The following is a 24,107-nucleotide window of genomic DNA, read 5'->3' as shown; positions in this document are numbered from 1 at the left end:
CTTTTTTATTGCTGCGAAAATTAAGTTATTGAATTTTAATAATATAGTTTTGTCATGTTATGTTTATTAAAGTGTAACTCCAGTGTCATATAGCTCCCGTAAGGTAAGCCCTGCTGATAACTCAAGTGACCTTAACGCATTATTAAGTGCTTTAAAGTGACTTGAGTTTTTATAAAGCGTTAACAAAATAATTAAATACTTTAACGGAGTGAACAATGAAATTATCTGACTTATTCAAAGTTAGTTTGATTGCAACTGCAGTATCTTTAGCGGGTTGTGGTGGTGACTTAGTAGTATCTGAAGGCGACACAACAATTAACGAAGGCGATACAATAACAAACGTTGTTGAAGGCGGCTCAGACACAGGCGGTGAAACGTCATCTCGTGATGATTCACAAAACGGCACAACTGGTTTCCCTGCCACTATTGATAACGCATTTGTTCAAGGCTTAGCCACAGACGTATCAAGCGAATTTCCGGAAATTACTGATAAGCCAGTGTATCGCCTAACAGCAGATACAACGTTCACTACTGATGCAACACTTACAAACGACGCGCATTGGATTGTAAATGGTCGTACAGCAGTAGGTAATGACCGTGCAGATAACGCAAAGCTTTACATTCAACAAGGCACAACAATTATTGGTGAATCTGGCGATGACTTTTTAGTTGTTCGTCGTGGTTCACAGCTTGAGTCTGTTGGTACAGTAAGCCAGCCAATTACTATGACCTCTATTCAAGATGTAACGGGTGGTGAAACAGCCATTGGTCAATGGGGTGGTTTAGTATTACTAGGTAATGCACCTGCTAACTCATGTGGCGACCAACAAGGTGAAGCAACAGCCGACGAGCTAGCTAACTGTGGTGTATCTGCTGAAGGTGACGCAGGCCAGTTTGGTGGCGATGTTGCAGATGATAACTCAGGTACATTAAAGTATTTAATCGTTAAGCAAGCGGGTAAAACATTAGGTAACGGTGATGAGCTAAACGGTATTTCGTTTGCTGGTGTGGGTTCTGCAACAACTGTTGATTACATTCAAGTTCACGAAAACCTTGATGACGGTATCGAGTTTTTCGGTGGTACAGTTAATGTAAGTAATGTTGTATTAACCAGTATTGGTGATGATTCACTTGATTGGTCGTTCGGTTGGACAGGCTCTGCAACAAACGTATACATTCAGCAAGCTGCAAACGTGGGTGATAACGCAATTGAAGCTGATAACTCTGAGTTTGATTCAAGTGCAACACCACTTACAATGCCAACCGTTTCAAACGTAACAATTGTAGGTGCTGAAGGTAACAACGGTATTCGTTTACGTGCAGGTACTGCGGGCGCATTAAGCAATGTATTTGTAACGGGCCCAGCTACTTACGAAAATTGTTTACGTGTAGGCTCTGACTCTGTACCTCGCGCAGAAGACGGTACATTAACTATCACTAATTCAATTGTTGCATGTCAAACAACGGCTAACAACTTTGGCAGCGAAGCGATTAATGGCGGCGATGTTAAATCGTGGTTTGAGGCGCAAGACGGCAACCAAACACTGACTCCAGCAGACTTAATGCTTGACGATAATGGTTACACTCCACTTCCAGGTTCACCGCTTATTGCCAATGGACAAATTGGTGCATTTAATGGCACAACCAATTGGATGGAAGGATGGACTGTAGGTATTAATGGTGGCTTCCCAACAGATATTTCAAATGCATTGGAGCAGGGTTTAGCGACTAATGTATCAAGTGAATTTCCACAAATTACCGATAAGCCTGTTTACCGTTTAACACAAGATACTACATTTACAGCCGATGTAACGCTAACAAACGATGCACATTGGATTCTAAATGGCCGTACTGCGGTCGGTAACGATCGCGCTGATGCAACTACACTTTATGTTCAAGCGGGCACTACGCTTATCGGTGAAACTGGTGACGATTTCTTAGTTGTTCGCCGCGGTTCACAAATTAACGCTAATGGTAATGCAACAGCACCTATCACTATGACATCTATTCAAGATGTAACGGGAGGCGAAACAAATATTGGCCAATGGGGTGGTTTAGTATTACTTGGTAATGCTCCTGCTAACTCTTGTGGCGACCAACAAGGTGAGACTACACCAGAAGAACTGGCTAACTGTGGTGTATCGGCAGAAGGTGATGCAGGTCAGTTTGGTGGTGATATCAGCGATGATAACTCAGGTGTTCTTCGTTACATTGTTGTAAAACATGCGGGTAAAACACTGGGTAATGGCGATGAACTAAACGGTATTTCGTTTGCTGGTGTAGGTTCACAAACTAAGGTTGAATATATCCAGGTTCATCAAAACCTAGACGACGGTGTAGAGTTTTTTGGTGGTACAGTAAACGTACGTAACATTGTACTGACTGATATCGGCGACGACGCATTTGACTGGTCGTTTGGTTGGACAGGTCGTGCACAAAATATCTACATTCAACAAAGTGCTGTTGAGGGCGATAATGCCATTGAAGCTGATAACTCTGAATTTGATTCAAATGCAACGCCATTGACTAAGCCACTTATTTCTAACGTAACAATTGTAGGTGCAGATGGTACTAACGGTGTTCGTTTACGTGCAGGTACAGCGGGTGTGCTTCGTAATGTTGTTATTACTGGCCCAGATGGGTATTCAAACTGTTTACGTGTAGGTTCGGACTCGGTAGCAAATGCAGAATCGGGTGAGCTTTCTATTGAAAACTCAGTAGTAGCCTGTAGTGAAGATAATAACTTCGGTAGCGAAGCAATTGCTGGTGGTAACGTTCAATCGTGGTTTGAAGGCCAAACAGGTAACCAAACACTCACAACTGCAAACTTAAGCTTAGCAACTGATGGATATACACCTAAGTCGAGTTCACCTCTACTTGGTGCTGGTGTTGATACCTCTGACCTTGATTCGTTCTTCACTAAAACCGATTACATTGGTGCGTTTGACGGTGATAATAACTGGATGGAAGGATGGACCGTTGCTATTAAACCTAGCTTCCCAACTGATATCCAAAACGCATTAGAGCAAGGACTAGCAACAGATGTGTCTGCAAGTTTCCCAACTATTACCGACAAGCCTGTTTATCAGTTAAATTCAGATGTTGTATTCACAACTGATGTAACACTAACAAATGATGCACATTGGATCTTAAAAGGGCGTACAGCTGTTGGTAATGACCGCGCAGATAACACAACATTGTATGTTCAGTTTGGTACAACATTAATTGGTGAATCGGGTGATGACTTTTTAGTTGTTCGTCGTGGTTCAAAAATTGAGGCCGTAGGCACAGCAACTCAGCCAATCACCATGACATCTATTCAAGATGTAACGGGTGGCGAAACAACGATTGGTCAATGGGGCGGCTTAGTATTATTAGGTAATGCACCGGCCAACTCATGTGGCGACCAAGAAGGTGAAGCAACAGCTGATGAACTTGCAAACTGTGGTGTATCTGCTGAAGGTGATGCTGGTCAATTTGGTGGTAATGACCCAGAAGATAACTCAGGCACGTTAAAGTATGTTGCTGTAAAACAAGCGGGCAAAACTTTAGGTAATGGTGATGAACTTAACGGTATTTCACTTGCTGGTGTAGGTAGCCAAACAGAGCTAGATTACATCCACGTTCATGAAAACCTAGACGATGGCGTAGAGTTTTTCGGTGGCACAGCAAACATCAGCCACTTAGTGCTTACTAATATTGGTGACGATTCTCTAGATTGGTCATTTGGTTGGACGGGTAAAGCGCAATACGTACTTATCAAACAATCAGGCTCTGAGGGCGATAACGCGATTGAAGCTGATAACTCTGAATTTGATTCAGATGCATCACCACTTACTATGCCTACTATCTCTAATGTAACCATTATCGGTGACGCAGGCGTAAACGGTATTCGCTTACGTGCAGGTACTGCCGGCATACTTAAAAACGTAGTAGTAACCGGTGGCGCAGATTACGCAAACTGTTTACGTGTAGGTTCTGACTCAGCACCACGTGCCGAAGACGGTTCACTTACTATCACTCACTCAGTGGTTGCGTGTGAAACAGCTAACAACTTTGGTACTCAAGCAATTGGTGATGGCAATGTTGAGTCTTGGTTCTTAGGTCAAGCTGGTAACTCAGTGCAAACAGCTGCAAGCCTTGCACTAGCGAGTAACGGTTACATGCCTTCAAGTGAATCATTACTACTCGGTGCAGGCTTTGATTCGTCTAGCTTAGATAGTTACTTTGATACAGTAGATTACATTGGTGCAATGGATGCACAAACAGACTGGACAGCGGGTTGGGTAAAAGTAGGTCTTTAACCTTAAACGCTTTAGGCCGGGCGAAAGCCCGGCTAATGTCTTGTTTTGTTTCGGAGTATAAAAATGAATTCTTATAAACCCTCTAAACTTGCCTTATCAACATTAAATTGCGCCGTTTTGGCTGCACTATTTGGTTGGTCGGTAAATACTGCTGCTGCAGAAGCCGACATTCAAGAGCAAGAAATAGAAGAAGTGGTTGCAGTAGGGCAACGACTCAAAGGGAGCGCAGGTGCAGTATTGCAAGAACGCCAAAATCAAGCGTTTGTTGCTGATATTATGGGTGCCGATCAAATTTCACGCACCGGCGATGGTGATGCTGCATCGGCTCTTCGCCGTGTTACAGGCTTAACCTTAGTTGACGGTAAATTTATATATGTGCGTGGTTTAGGTGAGCGTTACTCAAGTACACAATTAAATAGCATGTATGTACCAAGCCCCGATCCTACTCGCTCGGTTGTGCCACTCGATTTATTTCCATCTGAAATAATCGAAAGCTTAAGTGTACAAAAATCATTTTCACCAGATATGCCTGCGCATTTTGGTGGCGGTAATGTAAACATTCGTACCAAGTCTATTCCGTCTGACTTTTTATTTAAAGTACAAGTAGGCTCATCGTATAACACGTCAAATAGTGATTCTGGCTACTTTTACGAAGGCGGTGATGATGATTGGATGGGCCGTGATGATGGCACACGTGCGCTATCTAACGTATTTACTACAGCACTTACCAGCGCTGCAGGCCTTGAAGGCAATATTAATTCTACGCTTGAAGAGCGTAAAAACCTTATTCAATCGCTTGATTGGAATGTAGGCATTAGCAAGGAAGATGTTGACCCCGCTATGAGCTTTTCTGTTGCCGTGGGCGACAGACTAGAAAGCGAAATAGGTACCTTTGGTGTGCTTGCGGCTGTTTCTTATGACAACGAATGGGAAGTTGTTCAAGAACAAAGTGGTTCAAGCCTAGGTAGTTTGGGTTGTGAGAACAAATGTTTTGCACAATATTACGATGGTACATCGACTGAACAAAATGTTCGCTGGAGCGGAACGTTAAACCTTGGCTATGAGTTTAACTCAAACCATCGATTTGAGCTGACTAACATTGCATTACACGATATGAGTGATCGGGTTCGTAATCGTAACTATTACGATGCCAATGAAACCGAAGAGGGTGTAACCGAGCTTCGCCGTGTTGATATTAGTTACGAAGAACGTGAAATGTTTTCTTCTCAGCTTAAAGGCACGCATAACTTTCCAGAGCTAAATAATTTATTTTTTGATTGGTATGGTGGCTTAAGTAGAGCTAATCGTAACGCACCAGGCGGTTTAGATGTTGTTTTTCAACAAAACTATAACGACGGTGTATTTGAGTCAGAGCAGCTTCAAGATGTTGCAGCAACTAATATTACGCGTGAATACCAAGTACTTCACGATGACGTAGAAACATTTGGTTGGAACATGGGGTTACCTTTTTACGGGGACGGCTACGAGCTCGAACTTAAAATTGGCGGTGACTTTTCAGAGAAAAAACGTGATGCAAGCAATGTTAAATTTGGCATAACGCACCGCGGTATAAGCGATGAGTTTACGTTTGGTAATAACATTAGCGATATTTTTGCTGATGCAAACACATCAAACGACGCGTTTTACACAAGTGCTACGGGTTCAGGTATTTTTGATGATGGCACAACTGACGGTGATAAATACAGTGCAGCGCATAAGTTAGATGCCTATTACTTTATGGCTGACTACTTTTTTGAAAATACATGGCGTATTACTGGCGGTGTTCGCTGGGAAGATTTCAAACAAGTATCAATTGGTTATCAGGCACATTCAAACTTATTCGAAAACACGCTTGAAGAAATTCAAGACGTAGTCATTAACGAAGATACTTTTTTTCCATCACTTGCTGTTACGTACATCATGGATGAAGAAATGCAGTTTCGCTTAAACGTGAGCGAAACCACCATTCGCCCAGACTTACGTGATGTAAGTACCTCGTTTTTTGTTGACCCGCTGACTGAATTTTTGGTTCGTGGTTCACCAAGCTTACAAAGCTCTGAATTAACGAATGTTGATTTTAGGTTTGAGTGGTACATGCCAACAGGTAATAACCTGTCAGTTGCATTGTTTTATAAGGACATAGAAAACCCAATTGAAATGGTTGAACTTGCAGGTGTAGGTGGTGCGTCTCCGCAATTACTTACGGCTAATGCACAGTCGGGTAAGCTATCTGGTATTGAGGTAGATTTTTTAACTGACTTTGGTTTTATCAATAAAGATTGGTCGTCTGCATTTTTGTCGGGTAACGTAACGCTATCTGATTCGAGCGTTAATTTAGGTATAAATGACTCAGATAATGTCGATTCATTATTTGAAACGCAACTTAAAGAAGCACTCGAAGCCGATACCGTTTCAAACATTGTTACTAACAACCAACGCCGTTTAGTAGGCCACTCTGAATGGGTTGCTAACTTACAAATGGGTTACGATTCAGATGACGGTTTTCATTCAACATCGGTTATTTACAATGTGTTTGGGCCGCGAATTATCGTACCAGGTACGCGTGGGAATGAAGATGCTGAAGAAAAGTCATTTCACTCACTTGATTTAGTTTATTCTTACTTTCCTAACTTTAACTCTAAAGTTAATTTTAAAGTGAAGAATATTCTAGGCCAAGAAAAACAAATAGAGCAAGAAGGGTTAACCCTTTGGGGCCAAGAAACAGGCACCGAGTTTAGCTTAAGCTATAGTTATGAATTTTAATTTTAGCTTGCGTTAAGCCTTGTACATTCGCGCTATAAGCCCTGTATTAAATACAGGGCTTTTTTTATACCTTAATTTCGCATGAAAAATTTTTAAGTTCTGTTTTATTAACTAGTTTTAGCCGTCTAGCAGTGTTAGTTTGTTAACTTGAAAATTGAATCTCACGCAATGAATTTAATTTTTAATGTATTAAGGCATCTTTTATGAACAAAACAGTGGATAAAACAATGAAAAAAGTAGGTTTAGTCGGTTGGCGTGGCATGGTTGGCTCTGTGTTATTAGAGCGTATGGAAAAGCAAAATGATTTTGCCAATATAGACACCACTTTTTTTACTACCTCACAAGCCGGACAACTTGGTCCTGATTTAGCGGGTGATGCAAAACCGCTACTTGATGCAAGCGATGTATCTGAACTTTCAAAAATGGATATTATTGTTACGTGTCAAGGGGGCGATTACACCAAAGCGGTTTACCCAAAGCTTCGTGAATCGGGGTGGGATGGTTACTGGATTGATGCAGCTTCTGCACTTCGTATGAGTGATGACAGCATTATTGTTCTTGACCCTGTAAATAAAGATGTCATTACTCAAGGTTTAGAGCAAGGCGTTAAAACCTTTGTTGGCGGTAACTGTACTGTGTCGTTAATGCTCCTTGCTTTAGGTGGTTTGTTTGAGAAAGATCTTATTGAATGGGTAAGCCCTATGACTTACCAAGCAGCCTCGGGTGCGGGTGCACGCAATATGAAAGAGCTGATTTCACAAATGGGTGCTATTCATTCAAGTGTTGCTCAGCAACTCGATAACCCAAGTTCAGCTATTTTAGAAATTGATAAAATAGTCAGTGAAAAAATGGCTTCAAGCGATTTACCACAAGATCAATTTGGCGTGCCATTAGCAGGTAGCTTGATCCCATGGATTGACGTGCCTATGCCAAGCGGACAATCAAAGGAAGAATGGAAAGCACAAGTTGAAGCTAATAAAATTTTAGGCTCTACCCACCAGCCTGTACCTATTGATGGTTTATGTGTTCGCATTGGCGCAATGCGTTGTCATAGCCAAGCAATGACTATTAAATTACGCGAAGACATAAGCGTCGAAAAAATAGAAGAAATATTAGCTTCGCACAACGAATGGGTTAAGGTTATTCCAAATGAGCGTGATATTACATCCACCGATTTAACGCCGGTTAAAGTAACTGGCACGCTAAGTATCCCTGTAGGACGTATTCGTAAGCTTACTATGGGACCTAAATATATTAGCGCTTTCACAGTGGGCGATCAGCTTTTATGGGGTGCAGCAGAGCCACTTCGTCGTATGCTTCGCATTATTGTAGACGCTGAGTAATTTCAGTTTTTTAATTTGTCCATTTTATAGGGTTAGCATAGTGCTAACCCTTTTTAGTTTTTATTCCTTCCTTTCACACTTTTTTGTGGCCTTTAAAGAACCGTCTGTGTGGCATAGCCATTGCAAAAGCTAAAATAGTATTTTGCGTGCACCCAGTAATTTAAGTACTTAACAGCGCAGTTGTGCTTATTTTTGTGTAGTTTTTACACACTGTCATGCTCATAATTACACAAATAAGGATGGTTTTATGGCGTTAACTTCAAAGGTTACTCAAGCTAAATGGTTTACTGGTTTTGTTTTAATCATTGTGCTTTTATTAATATTCCGTATTGGTGCGCCCCATGCTATTCAATATTATGTTAATCAACAAATTAAACACACGCAGGGAATCACAGGGCACGTAGGTGACGTTGATTTATATTTATACCGTGGTGCGTATGCTATTGACGGCATAAAAATTTATACCAAAGAGGATAATTTAGCGCCTAAACCGCTACTTAGCGTTGCAACCCTCAATTTTTCACTTTCATGGTCAGCACTACTGAAAGGGAATTTAGTGACAAATATGCAATTTGCCCATCCTGAAATTGTGGTTTACGACAAAGCCCCTAATAAAACGGAGCAAAATAAACAAGTTAAAAACGAAACAACCTGGATAGGGCTTGCTAATAATCTAGTCCCTTTTTCAATTGACACTTTAAGTATTCATAACGGTAAAGTTTCGTTAGTTAATGCCACCAGCGAGGGTGATAAACCTACCTATATCTCTAATATTAATGCAAATATTAAAAACATAACTAATGCTAAAAACCTCACAAAAACGTTAGTGACTTCGTTAAACGTAGAAGGGGATTTAATGGGCGAAGCTGCATTGTCTCTTAAAGGTCAATTAGACCCATTTAGTGAAAAAGCAAACTTTGACTTTAATGTAGAGGTTCAACGTTTTTCGGTTAAACACCTAGAAACGGTTTTTAAAGTGTATACCCCGTTTGACATTGAAGCTGGTGGCATAGATGGTGCAATGGAGCTTGCTGCAAAAGACAATGTTTTAAACGGCTATGCGAAGGCCGGTGTTTATGACTTGAGTGTTTTTTCGTGGCGTGAAGATATAGAAAAAGACGATGACGGATTGTTCACTGCTATTTTTGAAGGCAGCATAGATATACTCAGCGAATTATTTGAAAATGATGAATCTGAGCTAGTTGCTGCGCGCATACCGATCGATGGCACATTAAACAACACCGATATATCTACGTTTCAGGCAGTGGTGTCGGTATTAAAAAATGCGTTTTTAGAAGCGTTTAAAATGGAAGTGGACGACGTGATATCGTTTGAAACAGTAGAAAGTACATCAGATGAGTAACAGGCTAATTGAGTTTTAAGCCCCACAAACATATTTTGTGAGGCTTAAACTGTTACTTTTTACTCAGCAATGTTTTTAACTCTGCTATTTGCGCTTGTAACTCGTTAACTTGTCCTTGTGTTGCAGGAAGCGAGTCGTTATCAGCTTGCTCTTCTCGTGCATTTCGGTGTTCTTCACCCATTACTTCTAAAATTGCGCCAACCATCATGTTTAAAAATACAAAGGCGGTTAAAAATATAAAGGTCAGGTAGTAAATCCAGCTTAGCTCGTACACCGCCATTGTTTCGTACATTATGTCGGTCCAATCTTCAAAGGTCGCTATTCTAAATAGTGTTAGCATTGAAATAGACACATCTTGCCAAAGCACAGGATTAATGTCGGCAAACATCATGCTGCCCATCGCTGCGTAGATGTAAAAAATAACAAACATAAGCAGTGCAATGTAGCCCATTTGTGGGATTGCTTTGAGCAAGGAGTTAACGAGTAGTCTAAGTTCAGGAATCATCGACACTAACCTGAGCACTCTAAATATACGTAGTAAACGCGCTATTAGCATCGTAGAGCCCGCAGCGGGGTATAAACTACCCAATACAATAATGGTGTCGAATATATTCCAGCCCTTTGAAAAGAAGTCTTTTATGCCTTTGCTTGCAACAAAGCGAATAATCAGTTCAATTAAAAAGAATGCGGTTATGCCAATATCCATCCAGTTAAGAGCAAGCTCAACCGTAGGATGAAGACTATAGGTATGAGCGCCTACAGTTAGGGCAGAAACAATAATGACAGCTATAACAAATGATTGAAATATCTTGCTTTTGTCTATACGCTGAAACAATGCTTGTAACTGCGACATCATAATAAGTGGTCCTATAAATACAAAGATTTTTATGGCGCTAATATACAATATAATCGGCATAATTTAACGTCTTTTTAAACGCAATTGTGTAAGGAAATTTAATGGTTATCAATAAACTAAAAACCGCGGCTGTTTTTATAATCGGATTACCTATTTTAGCCGGGTGTAGTTCTGACGCACGCTTTGAACAATTACAATCAGCCCGCCTTAACGAATGTAATTACAAAGCCGATAAAGAATATTATGAGTGCCTTAAAGAGCAAGACTCAAATTACGAAGAATTTAAAAAACAACAAGCAGAAAAAAATAAATAATCCTCCTCATGACTAAAACACAAAAACAACGAGACAAACAAATACGCGCTGCGCTGACTAAAGCCTGTGAGTCTATTAAAGACTCAGTGACCGATTTTGCATACCTTACTCACACTGTTGATTTAAATAACGAAGCCAACACCTTAAACGTTAACTGCTATTTTGAAGACACCATAGCGCTTAATAACGCTGACTCTGAAATTGAACGCCTTAAATCTATAATTATTACTCAACTAGCGGGTATTAAATTGCCGATAAAACCGACACATATCGTGTTTTTTGCTAATTAAAATGGGTTTTGTTGGTTTGCCTGCAGTTGGGCGTTATAATTAAAAAAATTATATTTAGGGTTTAAATAATGGCTGTTCCTTCTCGTTCGCAAATATCACCAGGTACTGTAGTTAATATTGTTTTAAAAGAAGATCAACGAAGCGGTACATTAACGGAAGGCGTGGTAGAGCGTTTATTAACTAAATCACCAAACCATCCGCATGGTATTAAAGTGAGATTAGAAGATGGCCAAGTAGGCCGAGTAAAAGAGATTTTATAATGGCAGCGTTATCAGAGCAGGCTTTTTGGGAATTAGTAACTACACCCGACTTAGGCCTTGATCCGCAAAGTGTAAGCGACCACCTTAAAGCAAATCTAAGCAATTTAGACGATCAGCAACTTATTGCATTTGATAAGTTTTTTGGCATAAATATGCGTAAATGTTTTACCTGGGATTTATTTGGCGCTGCATTTGTTATGGCAGGCTGCAATGACGAATATGGTTTTAGTGAGTTTAGATGTTGGCTTATTTCACGCGGTAAAACTGTGTTTGATAACGCGCTCGTTAATGCCGACTCCATTGCATTATGTACACCTGTTTATCACTTAAATGAACAGCCTTACCCATATATTGACGAATACGACCTCATCGCCGGCTTATTATATGAAGAGCGCAACGAGGATGAATTACCCTTCGTGCCATCAGGCGATCAACCCGCAGGCAAACGCTTTAAAGACAAAGCAAAATTTTTAAAACAAGCCTATCCGCAATTATTCGCAAAGTATTGGCAGTAAATCTTATAGTAATGCGCTTAATTTAGCGCATTATTTTAAATCGTTTTATTGTTCGATAACGTATCTCAAAATGTGATTAATAACTACATGCATTAATTTAGTTTTTCTTTTTATATAGCCTTGTCTTCTAATAGTAAATCTCTGTTATATTTAGCTATGTAATAAAGTTAAGCCATTTAGTATACGAACTAAAAAAATAATTAACGCATAAGGATACGTTTACTTAATGAAACACATCAAATTGACTTTATTCATTTTTGTTTTTGTCAGCGTCCACGTAGCCGCTGAGCCAAGCAATAAGGCACGCTTTATACCCCTTTTAAAATCAAAACTTGGTACGTATAAGGTGGTTTCTGCTAATTCAGGGTTATGCGTAAACAGTAACTTGAGTTTAATTAATGCTAGTAACCCAAGCGAGGGGTTTAAGCTGGGTGAACAAATTGTGTTTGGCTCATTACATAACGGAACTCAAACTATAAAAAAGCCAAACTTTTGCTTTATTACTAGTTCGTTAAAATATAAAAGTGATGGGCTTGATAATGGCTTACGAATGAGCCGTTGTGATGATCCTATAAACGAAAAAACAATTCGACAAAGCATTCGTTTTTTACCTAATGACATGCTTATTTACACACTAAGTTCAGCAAGTGTTGAGTGCAAGTTTATAAAAGCTATCCAGTAATATTTCAACTATTAGCTAATCGCATTTTATTTTTGGTATATCCCGCCAGCGGGTTGTGTACTGAGGCGATAAAAAATCTCTGCTCATATGCCAGCGATCGTTTAATTTACTACTTGCTAAGCCCAACATACCCTTGCCGTATCGGGTATTAATAGCATCTAAACAGCCCATTAACTTTGGGTTATCTTGTTGTGGTGCAAATAAGTCACTTTGCTGAAATTGCTCAGCGGTGAGTTCTAGTGCACCTACACCACACTTATAAAACCGCACGCCAGGTTGGTAAATTTTTTCAAACACCTCAGACACCGCATTGGCCATAACGCAGGTATCGTTTGTTGGCATGCTAAACTGATACATATAAGACTTTTTATAAAATACGTCTTCATGGGATGAACTCGATGCAAAAATATATAATTGCTTTGCAAGCGACTTTTGCGATCTTAGTTTTTTGCCCACAATAGTGACATGGTTAATTAAAGCGGTTTTGAGAGCGGTTGGTTCATAAATACGCTCTCCAAAGCTGCGAGTTGAGTAAATTTCGCGTTTATCTTGGCGTACATCATCCCAGTTTAAACATACTAAGCTATTAAGCTCGCTTACTGTGCGCTCTACCACCACACTAAAAGCGCGGCGCATAGTTTTTGGGTTTTGTTGGGCAAGTTGCCATGCGGTGTTTATGTTCATTATTTTTAGCTTTTTAGCTAAGCGCTTGCCAATTCCCCATACATCTTGGCAGTCCATGCGCTGTAAAATAGCTCGCCGGCTTGCTTCGTCATTTATGACAGCAACACCGTCAAAGCCTGTTAATTTTTTAGCTGCATGATTTGCCGCTTTTGCAAGTGTAGGCGTTGGCCCAAACCCCACGCCAACGGGGAGTTTTGTTTCTCGCCATACGGTTCGTCTAATAAGATGTCCGTAAGTATGCCAATCTTTTACAACGTTTTCGTAGCCGCTAAAGTGCAAAAACGATTCATCAATACTGTAAATATGCTGGGTGTCACAAAAGCGGCCAATCACACTCATCATTCGGTCGCTTAAATTAGCGTATAGTTCATAGTTACTAGAGCGTACAACCACATTGTTTTGTTCTAATAACTGCTTAACTTTAAAGTAAGGGCCAAATTTAGGAATATTTAAACGTCGTGCAATAGGGCATACCGCACATACGCAGCCGTCGTTATTAGTGAGCACAACCACAGGTTTTGAGCGAATGGCGGGATCAAATACTTTTTCGGCGCTGGCATAAAACGCCACGGCATCGACTAAGGCATACATGAAAGTAACTCAGGGCTTTGGCGATGCATACGAATAGACAAACTGACTACGCCTTCAAGCTGAAACTCATCGCTAGGCGTAATATTAACAGGTTGATATAAAGGCGAAGCCGATAGTAATCGAGCGTTTGTTTTATCAAGTAGCTTACACACAAATAAGCCATTTAAATTAGCCACAATTACATCGCCATCTTTAGCGTGTTCTGCTCGGTCTACTACGAGTAAATCACCCTCAAAAATCCCTACTTCTTGCATAGAGCTACCCGACGCAATACCAATAAAAGTGGCATCAGGGTGCTTTATTAATAGCTCATCAAGGGAAACGCCAAGCTCAGTGTATTGTGCTGCAGGAGATTCAAACCCGCAAATACCCGCTTCTATATAAATAGGAATAACAAACATAAATAAATAACCAAAACACATATACTGTATAAGTGTACAGTATATGTGTTTTGGTTAACTTATGCCAAGTAATGAAGTAAAGATCATTGCATATTTTTGATCATTTGCTGAGCCGTGTTTAAAAAGTCATTGATTTTATTTGGGTTTAATGTTTTTTACATTTGATCGTTTACATGCTTTTTGGCGGCTAGTAATTTTCCAAAAAGCACGGCACCCTGATCTGTAAACGCTAAAATTGACGCGTTTATTCATGCCCCGTCTAAAGCGGATATAATCAGCTTAGATTCAACGCGTCAGGCCACTTGGTTAATAACTACAACGCCGCCAGAGGTTGAGATGGCTAATGCATTAACCACACTACAGCATTATGAACACCCCCCTATTGTATTTATGGCACTTGAGGCTGGGCTAGTGCGTGAGCTTAAAGCAGCATTAACTAACAGGCTTTCTATACCAAGGGGCAACATAGTGGCATCAGGTTACTGGAAAAAAGGCTTAAACTCGGAAAACTACAAGTTAGAGCGCCAAGCTAATAAACAAACGGCTTAATTCTTTATTGCTAAGTAAAATAGGTTACTTAGCTATTTAATACACTCGTCAATACTCATTTTTATTTTAGTTAAGCAAGCGTACACCTAAGGCTTGCTAAAGTAGTGGCATCAATCAGTAATTTACAATTTAAATTAATTGATGTGATGCCTAAACATTTAAAATCAGAAAAACGCATTAATCATTATTAGTTAAGTGTACTAATGGATAGTTTTTCGTTCTATTTTATCAATCAAACTGATTTAAACAATCAATTTTAAGGCATCACTTTAATTCTATAAAATGTATTTATTGAAACAAACATTATTAAATTAAAGGCAGGTACCCCGTGAACTCTCTAAACAGCGCAACAGCTTCTTCAGTAACTAAAATAGCTCAGCCTAAGGTTGCGTTAATTGCTGAAGGTGGCGGACAGCGAGGGATTTTCACCGCAGGTGTACTTGATGCGTGGTTAGAACAAAACTACGACCCATTTGATTTATTTATTGGCACGTCGGCAGGTTCACAAAACTTAACAAGCTATTTAGCTCGTCAAAAAGGTTACGCTAAACGCCTGATTAGAGGGCTGTCTCGTAATAAACGTTTTTTTCAACTAGGTCGTGGCTTAATGGGAAAACACATTGTTGATTTAGACTGGTACTTTGATAAAACCAAAGAAGTAAATAGAGCAATTGACTTTAAAACAGCTAAAACATCATTAGGTGAACGTGAGTTACTTATTACTGCTACAAACGCACGTGACAGAAAAGCGTATTACTTATCACCAACGGGTGAAGAGCATCAATGGCGCGAGCTATTAAAAGCGTCAAGCGCATTACCCTTTTTGTACAAACAAGGTGTTAAATTAACACCTTGGCTAAATGCACAAGCCGCTAACGAAACAAATACAATGACCGAATCTCAAGAAGACTTTTTTCTTGACGGTGGACTAGCTGCACCATTACCAGTCCGCGAAGCGTATAACCGTGGGGCACGTAAAATTGTGGTTATTAGAACGGTAGATGCTGATTTTCAAGCGCAATCTGCGTGGGTTCAAAAGCTTAGATCGCTTGCTACGGCAGCAGGTTACTGCCCAAAAACGCTCGACTACCTAATTCAGCACGAACAAGCTTACTTAGACGAGCTAAACTTTATGGCAAACCCGCCAAGTGATGTAGAAATTATACAAATTTTTGCAGACGAAACACTGCACAGCAAATTATTAGGCAGTACAAACGACGATCTTCGTAAAGATCATAAGCTTGGTGTAAAAGCGGGCCGAGAATACTTAAAAAGCCAAAATGCACGTATTGTAGATTACGCACACAGCTACGCCATGTAGCTGTGATTAACGCTTAAACTTAAGTTTAAGCGTTAATAAAGTGCCTTGGCAAAATTAAAGCGATGCTTTTTTTAGATTTATCGATGGTTTTTTATTGCTAATTGCCGCGCCTAATAAAATAAGCGCTAAAGCAATAAATACTGACCAACTAAAGGGAGCCTGCGAGGCGAGTATTAAAATAAAAGTAGAAAGCACCGGCGTTAAAAAACTTAACGAGGCTAATAGAGAGCGGTTACCAAATTTTAAACCATGATCCCATAAATAAAATGCACCTCCCACTGGGCCTAATCCTAATAAAATAGCGCCTAGCCATTGTGAAACAGACAAACTAGTAACGGTTGTTTCAAAATAAAAATGTGCACAAAGGGCAAGCACAGCCACAATAAGTGAAAGCCAGCCTATGTCATCTACATGGCTATTAAATTGCGACATTAAATAAGAATAACTCGACCACAATACTGCGCAGCAACCTGCAAAAAAATACCCTAAGTAATACTCACTATTGATAGATAATCCACTGCCATCGGTAATTAAACTAAGCGTGCCTAAAAATCCCAGTAATCCGCCCAATATGGCTTTAAATTTAGACCCAGGGGTAGCCACAAATACACCTAGCAATAATGGCCAAAGATACACTATTAAACTTACCTCAATTAAAGGACCGTATTTTAAAGCCATAAAATAACAAAAGTGAAAACCAAATAAGCCCGTAACACCTATTACAATTTGTTTTTTAGAAAGCTTTGGAGGGGTCAATAATGGCTGTTTTGTAGCAAAACGTTTTACTAATAAAATAATAAAAGAAAGTGCAAAGCACATAAAAAGTAACTGAAAAGCAGGGAGCGCTTTGGTTAAATTACCCAGTAAAGCTAAAAGCCCCCACGAAAATATTGCTAAAAAACCTATGTGTGTTGCCATTAATTACACTCCGTAAATACTATGTACTGAGTGTATCAATATAGGTTTATAAAAATATGCTAAAAAGACGGTATTATTGTTTGCTCTGACGCTATTTAACCTACTCTCTGCTTGAGCTTTATTTATTATCTCGTGTGTAGGTTATCTAAATTACTGCTTTGCAAATGCTTTAGGTGGCTGTCCAAAGTATAAATTAAACCGGCGGCTAAAAGCTGAGGCATCGTTATAACCAATGCGCTCGCCTACTAAAGCAATCGGTAAGTCTGAATGGGTTAAAAGGGCGCGCGCATGCAGCATCCGTAACATAGTTATATATTGCAGCACACTCATGTTGGTGCTTTTTTTGAAAACAGTTTTAAATTGCGTAACGCTTAAACAGGCTATATCAGCCAGCTCTTTTAACGTGTAGGGGTAGGCTAAATTTTGCTTAACAGTGGTTATTACATTATCAATTCGCTTATCAATATTACTGTGGCTGCTTTGCTCACAAAGTAATAAGTAAAATAAATCAAAAGTTGAATTAGTAAGCTTTTCATCACTAACAACGAGCAGTTGCTGCTCTATAAACTGCAAGTAACTTAATAAACGGCTATCTATTGAGATTTTAGGGCATAAAAGGTTAATAAGGTTATCAGGAAGCGCGTCTAAATCTGCCACAATAAAACGCGCAGCTTCATCGGCCGTAAAGGCATGTACTACGTTTTTCTCTATAACTATACAATTGCCTGTACTGACCGTTGTTTTAAAGTCATTATTTAATGTTATGTGTATTTCACCGTGTAGGGGTAACACGAGTTGATGGTAACTATGCTGGTGGCGCCTTATATCTTGCGAATAATACCGAATAGAAAGCCTATTCATTCTATGCTCCATTACCTAATACATAAACCGAGTATTGCCTAAAATACTCTCAGTAAAACATGGCGTTAATAAACCTAAGTAGATGATAATAATATACTGGTTTCGCTATTTAAAATGCCTTCTATTTCGCGTACTTGCCTGAGTACGCCATCAAACTCACCTAAATTTGCCGCCTGTATTTCTGCTACTAAATCCCAAGCGCCGTTGGTTGTATGTAACTTTGTTAGCTCTGGTATACCCCGCAGAGTTTTAATTACCTGCGATGTAGATTTACCCACCACTTCCACCATCATTATTGCTCTTACGGCTTCGGTTTCTATGTGTTCGTGTACACGCACCGTAAATCCTAATATAGCGCCCGATGAAACTAACCGGTCCAAGCGGTTTTGTACTGTCCCGCGTGACACCTTTAAAACATCGGCTAGGGCTGAAATAGAAGCACGGCCATCTTTTCTTAATTCGGCTATTAAGGCGTTATCTAAGGAGTCGTAAATGTATGGGATCATTCGCTTACCTCTAATTGATTTCATACAAAATACTAAAACTTTACATTTATGCATAGCAAATTGCTAAAAAATACCATTATTTGTATAAAGGATTGGCATATTAAATGGCATCTGTAGTCGATAAACTTATTTTAATTAGTTCATATTATTACAGAGGTAGTCATGAGTCATTTTATAGCAGAGCCAAAACAAGGTGTTCCATTTGTAAGTGTTCAAGCTATGGCCAAGCTAATAAACACATTAGGAATAGAAAACGTATTAGTTAGCCTAACTAACACGTTAAAACACGATTTTGCTCGGTGGCATGAGTTTGATAAATCGCCGCGTTATGCAGCTCATTCTCCCGATGGTGTAATAGAGCTTATGCCGGTAAGCGATGGAAAAATGTTTAGCTGCAAATATGTCAATGGCCATCCAAAAAACACATTTCAGGAACTTCAAACGGTTGCGGCATTTGGTATTTTGTCAGATGTTGATAGCGGCTACCCGGTATTGATTAGCGAAATGTGCCTATTAACTGCACTACGCACTGCTGCAACATCAGCGCTGGTGGCTACTTATTTAGCACCAAAAAACTCAACGACCTTAACGCTGATTGGCAATGGTGCTCAGTCAGAGTTTCAGGCTTTAGCATTTAAAGCGGTATTAGGTATTACGCACATTCGTTTATACGATATAGACGAAGCAGCTTCTCAAAAAGCATTTAATAACTTAAGCAATAAAGGCTTAACAGTGACTATCTGTGAAAGTGCAGAGGAAGCAATAAAGGGCGCGCACATAATTACCACATGCACGGCCGATAAAACCAACGCAACCATTTTAACAAACGATATGATCCCACAAGGCGTTCATATTAATGCGATTGGTGGCGACTGCCCAGGCAAAACCGAGCTTGATTCTGCTTTACTCGAACGCGCTAATGTATTTGTAGAGTACGAACCACAAACCAGAGTAGAGGGCGAAATTCAACAAATGAGCAGGTGTTTTGCTGTAACCGAGTTTCATAAAGTCATTAATAAACAGCACCTTGGTCGTACAAGCGAAAAAGAGCTTACTATTTTTGACGGTGTAGGCTTTGCAAGCGAAGACTTTAGCGCGTTAGTGTATATTCGCGAGCAGCTTATTAAGTCAGGAGAATACGAAATACTCGACCTGATCACTCAGCAGGGTGATCCGCGTAACTTATTTTCAGTTCTTGAAGTACCGCGTATAGATAAAGAGAGCGCAGCATGAGACTAACACAACAAGCACCGAGCGCAGTTGTGATGGTGCGTCCGCATCACTTTACGTCTAATCCACAAACCATGCTCGACAATGCATTTCAAAGTGAATGTGAAGTAAAAAATGAAAGCGAGCAAGCCTTTAAAGAAGTTACCCACGCGGTTGAGTTATTACAAAATGAAGGTGTAACCGTTCATTTATTTGAAGACGAGCAAACACATACGCCCGATTCTGTCTTTCCAAATAACTGGTTTTCTACGCATGAAAATGGGCAATTAATTATTTACCCAATGTTTGTTGAAAACAGAAGATTAGAATATCGTAAAGATATAATTGATTTTTTAACGGATCACTATAAAGTGTCGGTAGTGACTGATTATGCACATTTAGCGAAAGAAAATGCATTTTTAGAAGGCACTGGATCACTGGTGCTCGATCACCAATATAAACTTGCCTACGCGGTAGAATCTAAACGCACAACAAGGTCGGTAGTTAATACCGTATGTAATCTACTCTCGTATAAGCCAGTTGTGTTTAACGCAGCTGATGAGCAAGGTATAGCGGTGTATCACACTAATGTATTAATGTGCGTAGCCAGCAAGTTTGTAATGATTGGCTTAAATATGGTGCCTGAAGACCAACGGAGTGAGCTGGTAGGGCATTTTTTACAAAGCCATCACAAAGTAATCGAACTGTCAGTTGAGCAAATAAATAAATTTTGCGGTAACGCCATTGAATTAAAAGGTAAAAATGGCCGAATTTTAGCGCTGTCACAAACCGCTTACAATGCGCTTACAGCCGAGCAAATAATTGCAATACAAAAAACGGCTAAACTAGTGGCTTTGCCTATACCTACCATTGAATCTGCTGGTGGCTCTGTAAGGTGTATGATTGCAGGGGTGCATTTACAAAGCAAATAAGGCGAAATTTAAAGGCAACATGGTTGCCTTTATTGCATATGAAAGAGTAAGCGTTGCCAGTACATTTTAAAATGCCTATGTTAAAGCGCATAACTATAAAAATATAATAAGGAATTCGCAATGTTCGATACGGTAGTAAAAAGTGTAAATAACCTTTTGTGGGGAGAAGGTCAGGTACTCATCTATATTTTACTTTTCACCGGCGTATGGTTTTCTGTGCGTTTAAAAGCAATTCAAATAGTTAAATTTAAACATATGTTTAGCCTGTTAAAAGGCAGCAGTAAATGTAATAAAAACGACATTTCATCATTTCAGGCATTGTGTACCGGGCTTTGTGCACGGGTTGGAACGGGTAATTTAGCCGGTGTTGCAGTCGCTATATCGCTTGGCGGCAGTGGTGCCATATTTTGGATGTGGGTTATTGCCATACTTGGCATGGCAACCGGATTTGCCGAAAGTATATTAGGGCAAGTATACAAAATTCGCGATAGTAACGGTGAATTTAGAGGTGGCCCTGCGTATTACATTCAACAAGGGTTGGGCAACCGTGCGTTTGCTATAGTATTTGCCGCGTGTTTATTTTTAGGTTATGGCTTTACCTTTAGCGCAATGCAAACAAATACAATTACCGATGCACTAAACTACGCATTTGAAGTACCCACGTTTTACTCCGGTATTGTTATTACAGTCCTTGCAGGGTCTATTATTTTAGGCGGCTTTAAAGCCATTGCCCGTTTTGCTGAGCGTGTAGTGCCATTAATGGGAATATTGTTTGTAGCAGCTGCCATTATTATTACAATTATGAACTTACCGGAAGTACCTGCCATGCTAAAAGATGTGTTTTTGTCAGCTTTTGGATTGCAAGAAGCGGGCGCAGGTGCAATGGGCGCAGCCATTAAAAATGGTATTCAACGCGGTCTATATTCTAACGAAGCAGGTGCGGGTAGTGTGCCGCATGCTGCTGCAAGCGCAAGCCCCATTCCTAATCACCCAGTAACACAAGGCTACATACAAATGCTTGGCGTATTTTTCGACACCATTGTACTTTGTAGTTGTACCGCCGTCGTTATTTTATTAGCTGATATAGACATAAGCGGAGAAATGGAAGGTATACGTTTAACGCAAAGCGCCATGACCGCGCATTTAGCACAAGGTGGTGTGTACTTTGTAGCAGCAGCTATCACGTTATTTGCATTTACCTCGGTGGTAGCTAACTATGCCTACGCTGAAAGTAACTTACATTTATTTAAGCTCGATAACAAAGTAGGGCGCGGTATTTACACGTTACTTTATTTATCAATGATGCTTTGGGGCGCATCGGCCTCATTAAAAGAAGTATGGGATTTAGCCGATATTGCCTTAGGATTAATGACAGTGGTTAACGTAATCGCTATCATACTGTTAACGCCAACTATTTTGTCGGTAACACACGATTACCACGCACAAAGAGACAAAGGCATAGAGCCCGAATTTAAAGTAAAAGACGTAAAAGTACAGGGAAAATGCGAAGACGGCATTTGGGATTGATTTAGCAACTTTAACTATAAATAGCGGTTTTAAGGTAGCATAAAACCGCTTTTTAATTTTGCATAACTATTCAAATTTGTAGCGCGTCAAAGAGTTTAAAATAGATATATAAAAGGTAAAAATACAGACATGATCGACATTGTCGCAGGGAAGAACGCAGCAAAAATAATAAACGAACAAGGTTTTAAGCCTGAACTATTTACTTCATTTTTAGGCGCAAGTGGCGGGCCTAAATGGTTTACCTTATTTGGATTAGACAAATATATTTTTGGTGAATTTTTTAAAAACCGAACCCAACCGCTTAATTTAATTGGCTCATCAGCTGGCGCATTTCGCTCTGCATGTTTTGCACAAAACGATCCGGTTGCCGCCATTGAGCGTTTAGCAAAATCGTATTCGCAAACGCGTTATTCAAGCAATAAACCAACACCAGCCGAAATTACAATTAAAGCCCGCGCATTACTTGAAGATGTGTTTGGCGATAATGGCGTTACCGAAATAATAAATAACCCCGTTTTTAAAGCGCACTTTATAGTGGCTAAATCGAATGGCTTTATTGCTAGCGAAAATAAATTAATTCAGCTTTTAGGTTTATCAAAAAGTTACATGCTTAACAGAATTAACCGAAAATTATTAGGCTCGCAGTACGAGCGATTTATTTTTGCTGCACCAAACAGTAATTTATCAATAACCGACGGTTATAATTTTAAAACGCAAAACATAGCACTTAACCAAACAAATTTAAAAGATGCCTTACTTGCATCGGGCTCTATACCGCTTGTTATGCAAGGTATAAAAAATATTGCAGGCTCGCCACAAGGCATGTATCGCGATGGCGGAATAATTGACTACCACTTTGATTTAAAAATTAATAACCCTGGCTTAATTTTGTATCCGCATTTTAACAGCGACCCAAAAGCAGGGTGGTTTGATAAAAACTTAAAACGCAAAGTAGCACCACAAAATTACGACAACGTTGTGATGATAACCCCATCAAAAGAATTTGTAGCCGGCTTACCTTACGGAAAAATCCCAGACAGAAACGACTTTACTGATCTCGATGCAGATACACGGATTAAATATTGGAATACCGTTTTTAGTGAAACTGAAAAGTTGGCTGAAGCATTTGATAAAAAGACAAATAATATATAAATTAAAAGGAAATTAAAATCGAAACTCTAATTAGTAAAGAATTTCTTCCTCTATTCAGTTCCGCTATCACAGGAGGGATTGCGATATTAGCTGTATTGATTACAGGGTTTATAAACTTTAAAATAAATAAAAATAATAACGAAGCTAACTATAAGAAAGAAGCTTTAAACAAAGTATTAGATAAACAAGAAGAAATTATTTCTTCTTTAAGTAAATATGTTGATGAACAGATTATAGAAGTGACCACTCTTATTTTTTTATATGATGGTAAAATTGATACTAGTTACGCACTTGAAAGAATAGATACAGCAAAAGGATTACATGATTATACCAAAATAAAAACACTGGCTATGATTTATCTAACGAAGGAAGAATTTAAAAAGGTTGAAGAAATTAACGATATAACTCTAAAAATATCAGAGTTTATACCAGACACAATAGAGTCTGTGCTAGACAAAAAGAAAGTCAAAAATATAAAAGCACTCCGAGAAGAGCTAGTAAGTTCATCTTATAACTTGAAATGTATAATTTCTAATAAATGTAGAAAAATTTTAAATTTAGAGTGACATTTTTTAATTATTAAATATTGGAACTTTGTTTTAATGCTATTCATTTAATCATTATATAAATAGTATTAAAACCAAGAAAAGACCCAGAGAGCTTAATAGGATACCGGTAATAACAACCCATAAATTACGTTATGTTAAATTACATTGTTAATAATAAAGCGAGCGCGATTATACAAATCAGCCCGCTTTTAGGAGAG

General features: G+C 39.3%; 22 protein-coding genes and 1 pseudogene. 16 read left to right on the top strand and 7 right to left on the bottom strand.

Annotated elements, in window-relative coordinates; genetic code table 11:
- The first annotated feature begins 215 nt into the window (after window positions 1-215).
- From ACFI34_RS08395 to ACFI34_RS08380, 4 genes are all read left to right on the top strand, one after another.
- A complete protein-coding gene (locus ACFI34_RS08395) occupies window positions 216-4,304 on the top strand; it encodes a hypothetical protein (protein ID WP_462673152.1) in 4,089 nt (1,362 codons plus the stop codon).
- A 63-nt stretch (window positions 4,305-4,367) separates the two neighbouring features.
- Window positions 4,368-7,067, top strand: coding sequence for a TonB-dependent receptor domain-containing protein (locus ACFI34_RS08390; RefSeq protein ID WP_462673151.1), 2,700 nt, complete (start codon window positions 4,368-4,370; stop codon window positions 7,065-7,067).
- A gap of 203 nt (window positions 7,068-7,270) precedes the next feature.
- On the top strand, window positions 7,271-8,410 hold the full coding sequence (asd, locus tag ACFI34_RS08385; RefSeq protein ID WP_462673150.1) for an aspartate-semialdehyde dehydrogenase: 1,140 nt from the start codon (window positions 7,271-7,273) through the stop codon (window positions 8,408-8,410).
- Between the two features lie 247 nt (window positions 8,411-8,657).
- Window positions 8,658-9,773 carry a DUF748 domain-containing protein gene (locus ACFI34_RS08380; RefSeq protein ID WP_462673149.1) on the top strand — a complete coding sequence of 372 codons (1,116 nt, stop codon included), beginning with the start codon at window positions 8,658-8,660 and terminating at the stop codon, window positions 9,771-9,773.
- A gap of 52 nt (window positions 9,774-9,825) precedes the next feature.
- Here the strand turns inward: ACFI34_RS08380 and ACFI34_RS08375 are convergent, their stop codons facing one another.
- A complete protein-coding gene (locus ACFI34_RS08375) occupies window positions 9,826-10,629 on the bottom strand; it encodes an ion transporter (RefSeq protein WP_006793489.1) in 804 nt (267 codons plus the stop codon).
- A 101-nt stretch (window positions 10,630-10,730) separates the two neighbouring features.
- On the opposite strand from ACFI34_RS08375, the gene ACFI34_RS08370 reads away from it, so the two are divergent.
- The 5 genes from ACFI34_RS08370 to ACFI34_RS08350 all read left to right on the top strand — a co-directional run bounded on the left by ACFI34_RS08370 (window position 10,731) and on the right by ACFI34_RS08350 (window position 12,690).
- Entirely contained in the window at window positions 10,731-10,943 is a 213-nt protein-coding gene (locus ACFI34_RS08370; protein ID WP_462673148.1) for a hypothetical protein, read from the top strand.
- An 8-nt stretch (window positions 10,944-10,951) separates the two neighbouring features.
- Window positions 10,952-11,233: a hypothetical protein gene (locus ACFI34_RS08365; RefSeq protein WP_462673147.1), complete on the top strand. Its 282-nt coding sequence runs from the start codon at window positions 10,952-10,954 to the stop codon at window positions 11,231-11,233.
- 68 nt (window positions 11,234-11,301) lie between these two features.
- Window positions 11,302-11,493 (top strand): YwbE family protein, encoded by a 192-nt coding sequence (locus tag ACFI34_RS08360; RefSeq protein WP_006793492.1) that lies wholly within the window; start codon window positions 11,302-11,304, stop codon window positions 11,491-11,493.
- Window positions 11,493-12,008 (top strand): DUF4240 domain-containing protein, encoded by a 516-nt coding sequence (locus ACFI34_RS08355; RefSeq protein ID WP_006793493.1) that lies wholly within the window; start codon window positions 11,493-11,495, stop codon window positions 12,006-12,008. Before ACFI34_RS08360 ends, ACFI34_RS08355 begins: the two co-directional genes overlap by 1 nt.
- A gap of 226 nt (window positions 12,009-12,234) precedes the next feature.
- Window positions 12,235-12,690, top strand: coding sequence for a hypothetical protein (locus tag ACFI34_RS08350; RefSeq protein WP_462673146.1), 456 nt, complete (start codon window positions 12,235-12,237; stop codon window positions 12,688-12,690).
- A gap of 15 nt (window positions 12,691-12,705) precedes the next feature.
- On the opposite strand, the gene ACFI34_RS08345 is transcribed toward ACFI34_RS08350, so the two are convergent.
- The 3 genes and pseudogenes from ACFI34_RS08345 to ACFI34_RS08335 form a co-directional block, all read right to left on the bottom strand.
- The gene (locus ACFI34_RS08345; protein WP_462673145.1) at window positions 12,706-13,965 is read right to left on the bottom strand and encodes a Y-family DNA polymerase; all 1,260 of its coding nucleotides are present in this window, start codon (window positions 13,963-13,965) and stop codon (window positions 12,706-12,708) included.
- Window positions 13,953-14,366 (bottom strand): translesion error-prone DNA polymerase V autoproteolytic subunit, encoded by a 414-nt coding sequence (umuD, locus tag ACFI34_RS08340; protein WP_010556176.1) that lies wholly within the window; start codon window positions 14,364-14,366, stop codon window positions 13,953-13,955. The genes ACFI34_RS08345 and umuD overlap by 13 nt, the downstream gene beginning before the upstream one ends.
- Window positions 14,367-14,449: 83 nt before the next feature.
- Window positions 14,450-14,602 (bottom strand): annotated as a pseudogene (locus ACFI34_RS08335) (MarR family winged helix-turn-helix transcriptional regulator); the annotation flags it as partial.
- Between ACFI34_RS08335 and ACFI34_RS08330 the strand changes: the two are divergent.
- A complete protein-coding gene (locus ACFI34_RS08330) occupies window positions 14,601-14,915 on the top strand; it encodes an SIP domain-containing protein (protein ID WP_462673237.1) in 315 nt (104 codons plus the stop codon). The pseudogene ACFI34_RS08335 and the gene ACFI34_RS08330 sit on opposite strands and share 2 nt — an antisense overlap.
- A 328-nt stretch (window positions 14,916-15,243) precedes the next feature.
- Window positions 15,244-16,236: a patatin-like phospholipase family protein gene (locus ACFI34_RS08325; RefSeq protein ID WP_462673144.1), complete on the top strand. Its 993-nt coding sequence runs from the start codon at window positions 15,244-15,246 to the stop codon at window positions 16,234-16,236.
- A gap of 54 nt (window positions 16,237-16,290) precedes the next feature.
- On the opposite strand, the gene ACFI34_RS08320 is transcribed toward ACFI34_RS08325, so the two are convergent.
- The 3 genes from ACFI34_RS08320 to ACFI34_RS08310 all read right to left on the bottom strand — a co-directional run bounded on the left by ACFI34_RS08320 (window position 16,291) and on the right by ACFI34_RS08310 (window position 18,521).
- A complete protein-coding gene (locus ACFI34_RS08320) occupies window positions 16,291-17,154 on the bottom strand; it encodes a DMT family transporter (protein WP_305398683.1) in 864 nt (287 codons plus the stop codon).
- A 150-nt stretch (window positions 17,155-17,304) separates the two neighbouring features.
- On the bottom strand, window positions 17,305-18,015 hold the full coding sequence (locus ACFI34_RS08315) for a helix-turn-helix domain-containing protein (RefSeq protein WP_462673143.1): 711 nt from the start codon (window positions 18,013-18,015) through the stop codon (window positions 17,305-17,307).
- Between the two features lie 74 nt (window positions 18,016-18,089).
- The gene (locus tag ACFI34_RS08310; protein WP_010556171.1) at window positions 18,090-18,521 is read right to left on the bottom strand and encodes an Lrp/AsnC family transcriptional regulator; all 432 of its coding nucleotides are present in this window, start codon (window positions 18,519-18,521) and stop codon (window positions 18,090-18,092) included.
- Window positions 18,522-18,683: 162 nt separating this feature from the next.
- Here ACFI34_RS08310 and ACFI34_RS08305 point away from each other — a divergent pair, with 162 nt between their 5' ends.
- The 5 genes from ACFI34_RS08305 (at window position 18,684) to ACFI34_RS08285 (ending at window position 23,907) form a co-directional block, all read left to right on the top strand.
- Window positions 18,684-19,754: an ornithine cyclodeaminase gene (locus ACFI34_RS08305; RefSeq protein ID WP_462673142.1), complete on the top strand. Its 1,071-nt coding sequence runs from the start codon at window positions 18,684-18,686 to the stop codon at window positions 19,752-19,754.
- Window positions 19,751-20,662: a citrulline utilization hydrolase CtlX gene (ctlX, locus tag ACFI34_RS08300; protein ID WP_462673141.1), complete on the top strand. Its 912-nt coding sequence runs from the start codon at window positions 19,751-19,753 to the stop codon at window positions 20,660-20,662. Before ACFI34_RS08305 ends, ctlX begins: the two co-directional genes overlap by 4 nt.
- A gap of 120 nt (window positions 20,663-20,782) precedes the next feature.
- Window positions 20,783-22,189 carry an alanine/glycine:cation symporter family protein gene (locus ACFI34_RS08295; RefSeq protein ID WP_462673140.1) on the top strand — a complete coding sequence of 469 codons (1,407 nt, stop codon included), beginning with the start codon at window positions 20,783-20,785 and terminating at the stop codon, window positions 22,187-22,189.
- Between the two features lie 129 nt (window positions 22,190-22,318).
- Entirely contained in the window at window positions 22,319-23,341 is a 1,023-nt protein-coding gene (locus ACFI34_RS08290) for a patatin-like phospholipase family protein (protein WP_462673139.1), read from the top strand.
- A 95-nt stretch (window positions 23,342-23,436) separates the two neighbouring features.
- Window positions 23,437-23,907 (top strand): hypothetical protein, encoded by a 471-nt coding sequence (locus ACFI34_RS08285; protein WP_462673138.1) that lies wholly within the window; start codon window positions 23,437-23,439, stop codon window positions 23,905-23,907.
- The last annotated feature ends 200 nt before the right edge of the window (window positions 23,908-24,107 follow it).

Source organism: Pseudoalteromonas sp. PSi26 (assembly GCF_054960575.1).
The sequence above is the reverse complement of the archived record's forward strand: the minus strand, read 5'-3'. Positions and strand labels throughout refer to the sequence as shown.

Coding starts and splice junctions, on each gene's coding strand:
- ctlX (WP_462673141.1), top strand. CDS start 19,751: ATGAGACTAACACAACAAGCACCGAGCGCAGTTGTGATGGTGCGTCCG.
- asd (WP_462673150.1), top strand. CDS start 7,271: ATGAACAAAACAGTGGATAAAACAATGAAAAAAGTAGGTTTAGTCGGT.
- ACFI34_RS08350 (WP_462673146.1), top strand. CDS start 12,235: ATGAAACACATCAAATTGACTTTATTCATTTTTGTTTTTGTCAGCGTC.
- ACFI34_RS08320 (WP_305398683.1), bottom strand. CDS start 17,154: ATGGCAACACACATAGGTTTTTTAGCAATATTTTCGTGGGGGCTTTTA.
- ACFI34_RS08390 (WP_462673151.1), top strand. CDS start 4,368: ATGAATTCTTATAAACCCTCTAAACTTGCCTTATCAACATTAAATTGC.
- ACFI34_RS08345 (WP_462673145.1), bottom strand. CDS start 13,965: ATGTATGCCTTAGTCGATGCCGTGGCGTTTTATGCCAGCGCCGAAAAA.
- ACFI34_RS08315 (WP_462673143.1), bottom strand. CDS start 18,015: ATGAATAGGCTTTCTATTCGGTATTATTCGCAAGATATAAGGCGCCAC.
- ACFI34_RS08375 (WP_006793489.1), bottom strand. CDS start 10,629: ATGATGTCGCAGTTACAAGCATTGTTTCAGCGTATAGACAAAAGCAAG.
- ACFI34_RS08370 (WP_462673148.1), top strand. CDS start 10,731: ATGGTTATCAATAAACTAAAAACCGCGGCTGTTTTTATAATCGGATTA.
- ACFI34_RS08290 (WP_462673139.1), top strand. CDS start 22,319: ATGATCGACATTGTCGCAGGGAAGAACGCAGCAAAAATAATAAACGAA.
- ACFI34_RS08395 (WP_462673152.1), top strand. CDS start 216: ATGAAATTATCTGACTTATTCAAAGTTAGTTTGATTGCAACTGCAGTA.
- ACFI34_RS08360 (WP_006793492.1), top strand. CDS start 11,302: ATGGCTGTTCCTTCTCGTTCGCAAATATCACCAGGTACTGTAGTTAAT.
- ACFI34_RS08295 (WP_462673140.1), top strand. CDS start 20,783: ATGTTCGATACGGTAGTAAAAAGTGTAAATAACCTTTTGTGGGGAGAA.
- ACFI34_RS08305 (WP_462673142.1), top strand. CDS start 18,684: ATGAGTCATTTTATAGCAGAGCCAAAACAAGGTGTTCCATTTGTAAGT.
- ACFI34_RS08365 (WP_462673147.1), top strand. CDS start 10,952: ATGACTAAAACACAAAAACAACGAGACAAACAAATACGCGCTGCGCTG.
- ACFI34_RS08310 (WP_010556171.1), bottom strand. CDS start 18,521: ATGATCCCATACATTTACGACTCCTTAGATAACGCCTTAATAGCCGAA.
- ACFI34_RS08380 (WP_462673149.1), top strand. CDS start 8,658: ATGGCGTTAACTTCAAAGGTTACTCAAGCTAAATGGTTTACTGGTTTT.
- umuD (WP_010556176.1), bottom strand. CDS start 14,366: ATGTTTGTTATTCCTATTTATATAGAAGCGGGTATTTGCGGGTTTGAA.
- ACFI34_RS08355 (WP_006793493.1), top strand. CDS start 11,493: ATGGCAGCGTTATCAGAGCAGGCTTTTTGGGAATTAGTAACTACACCC.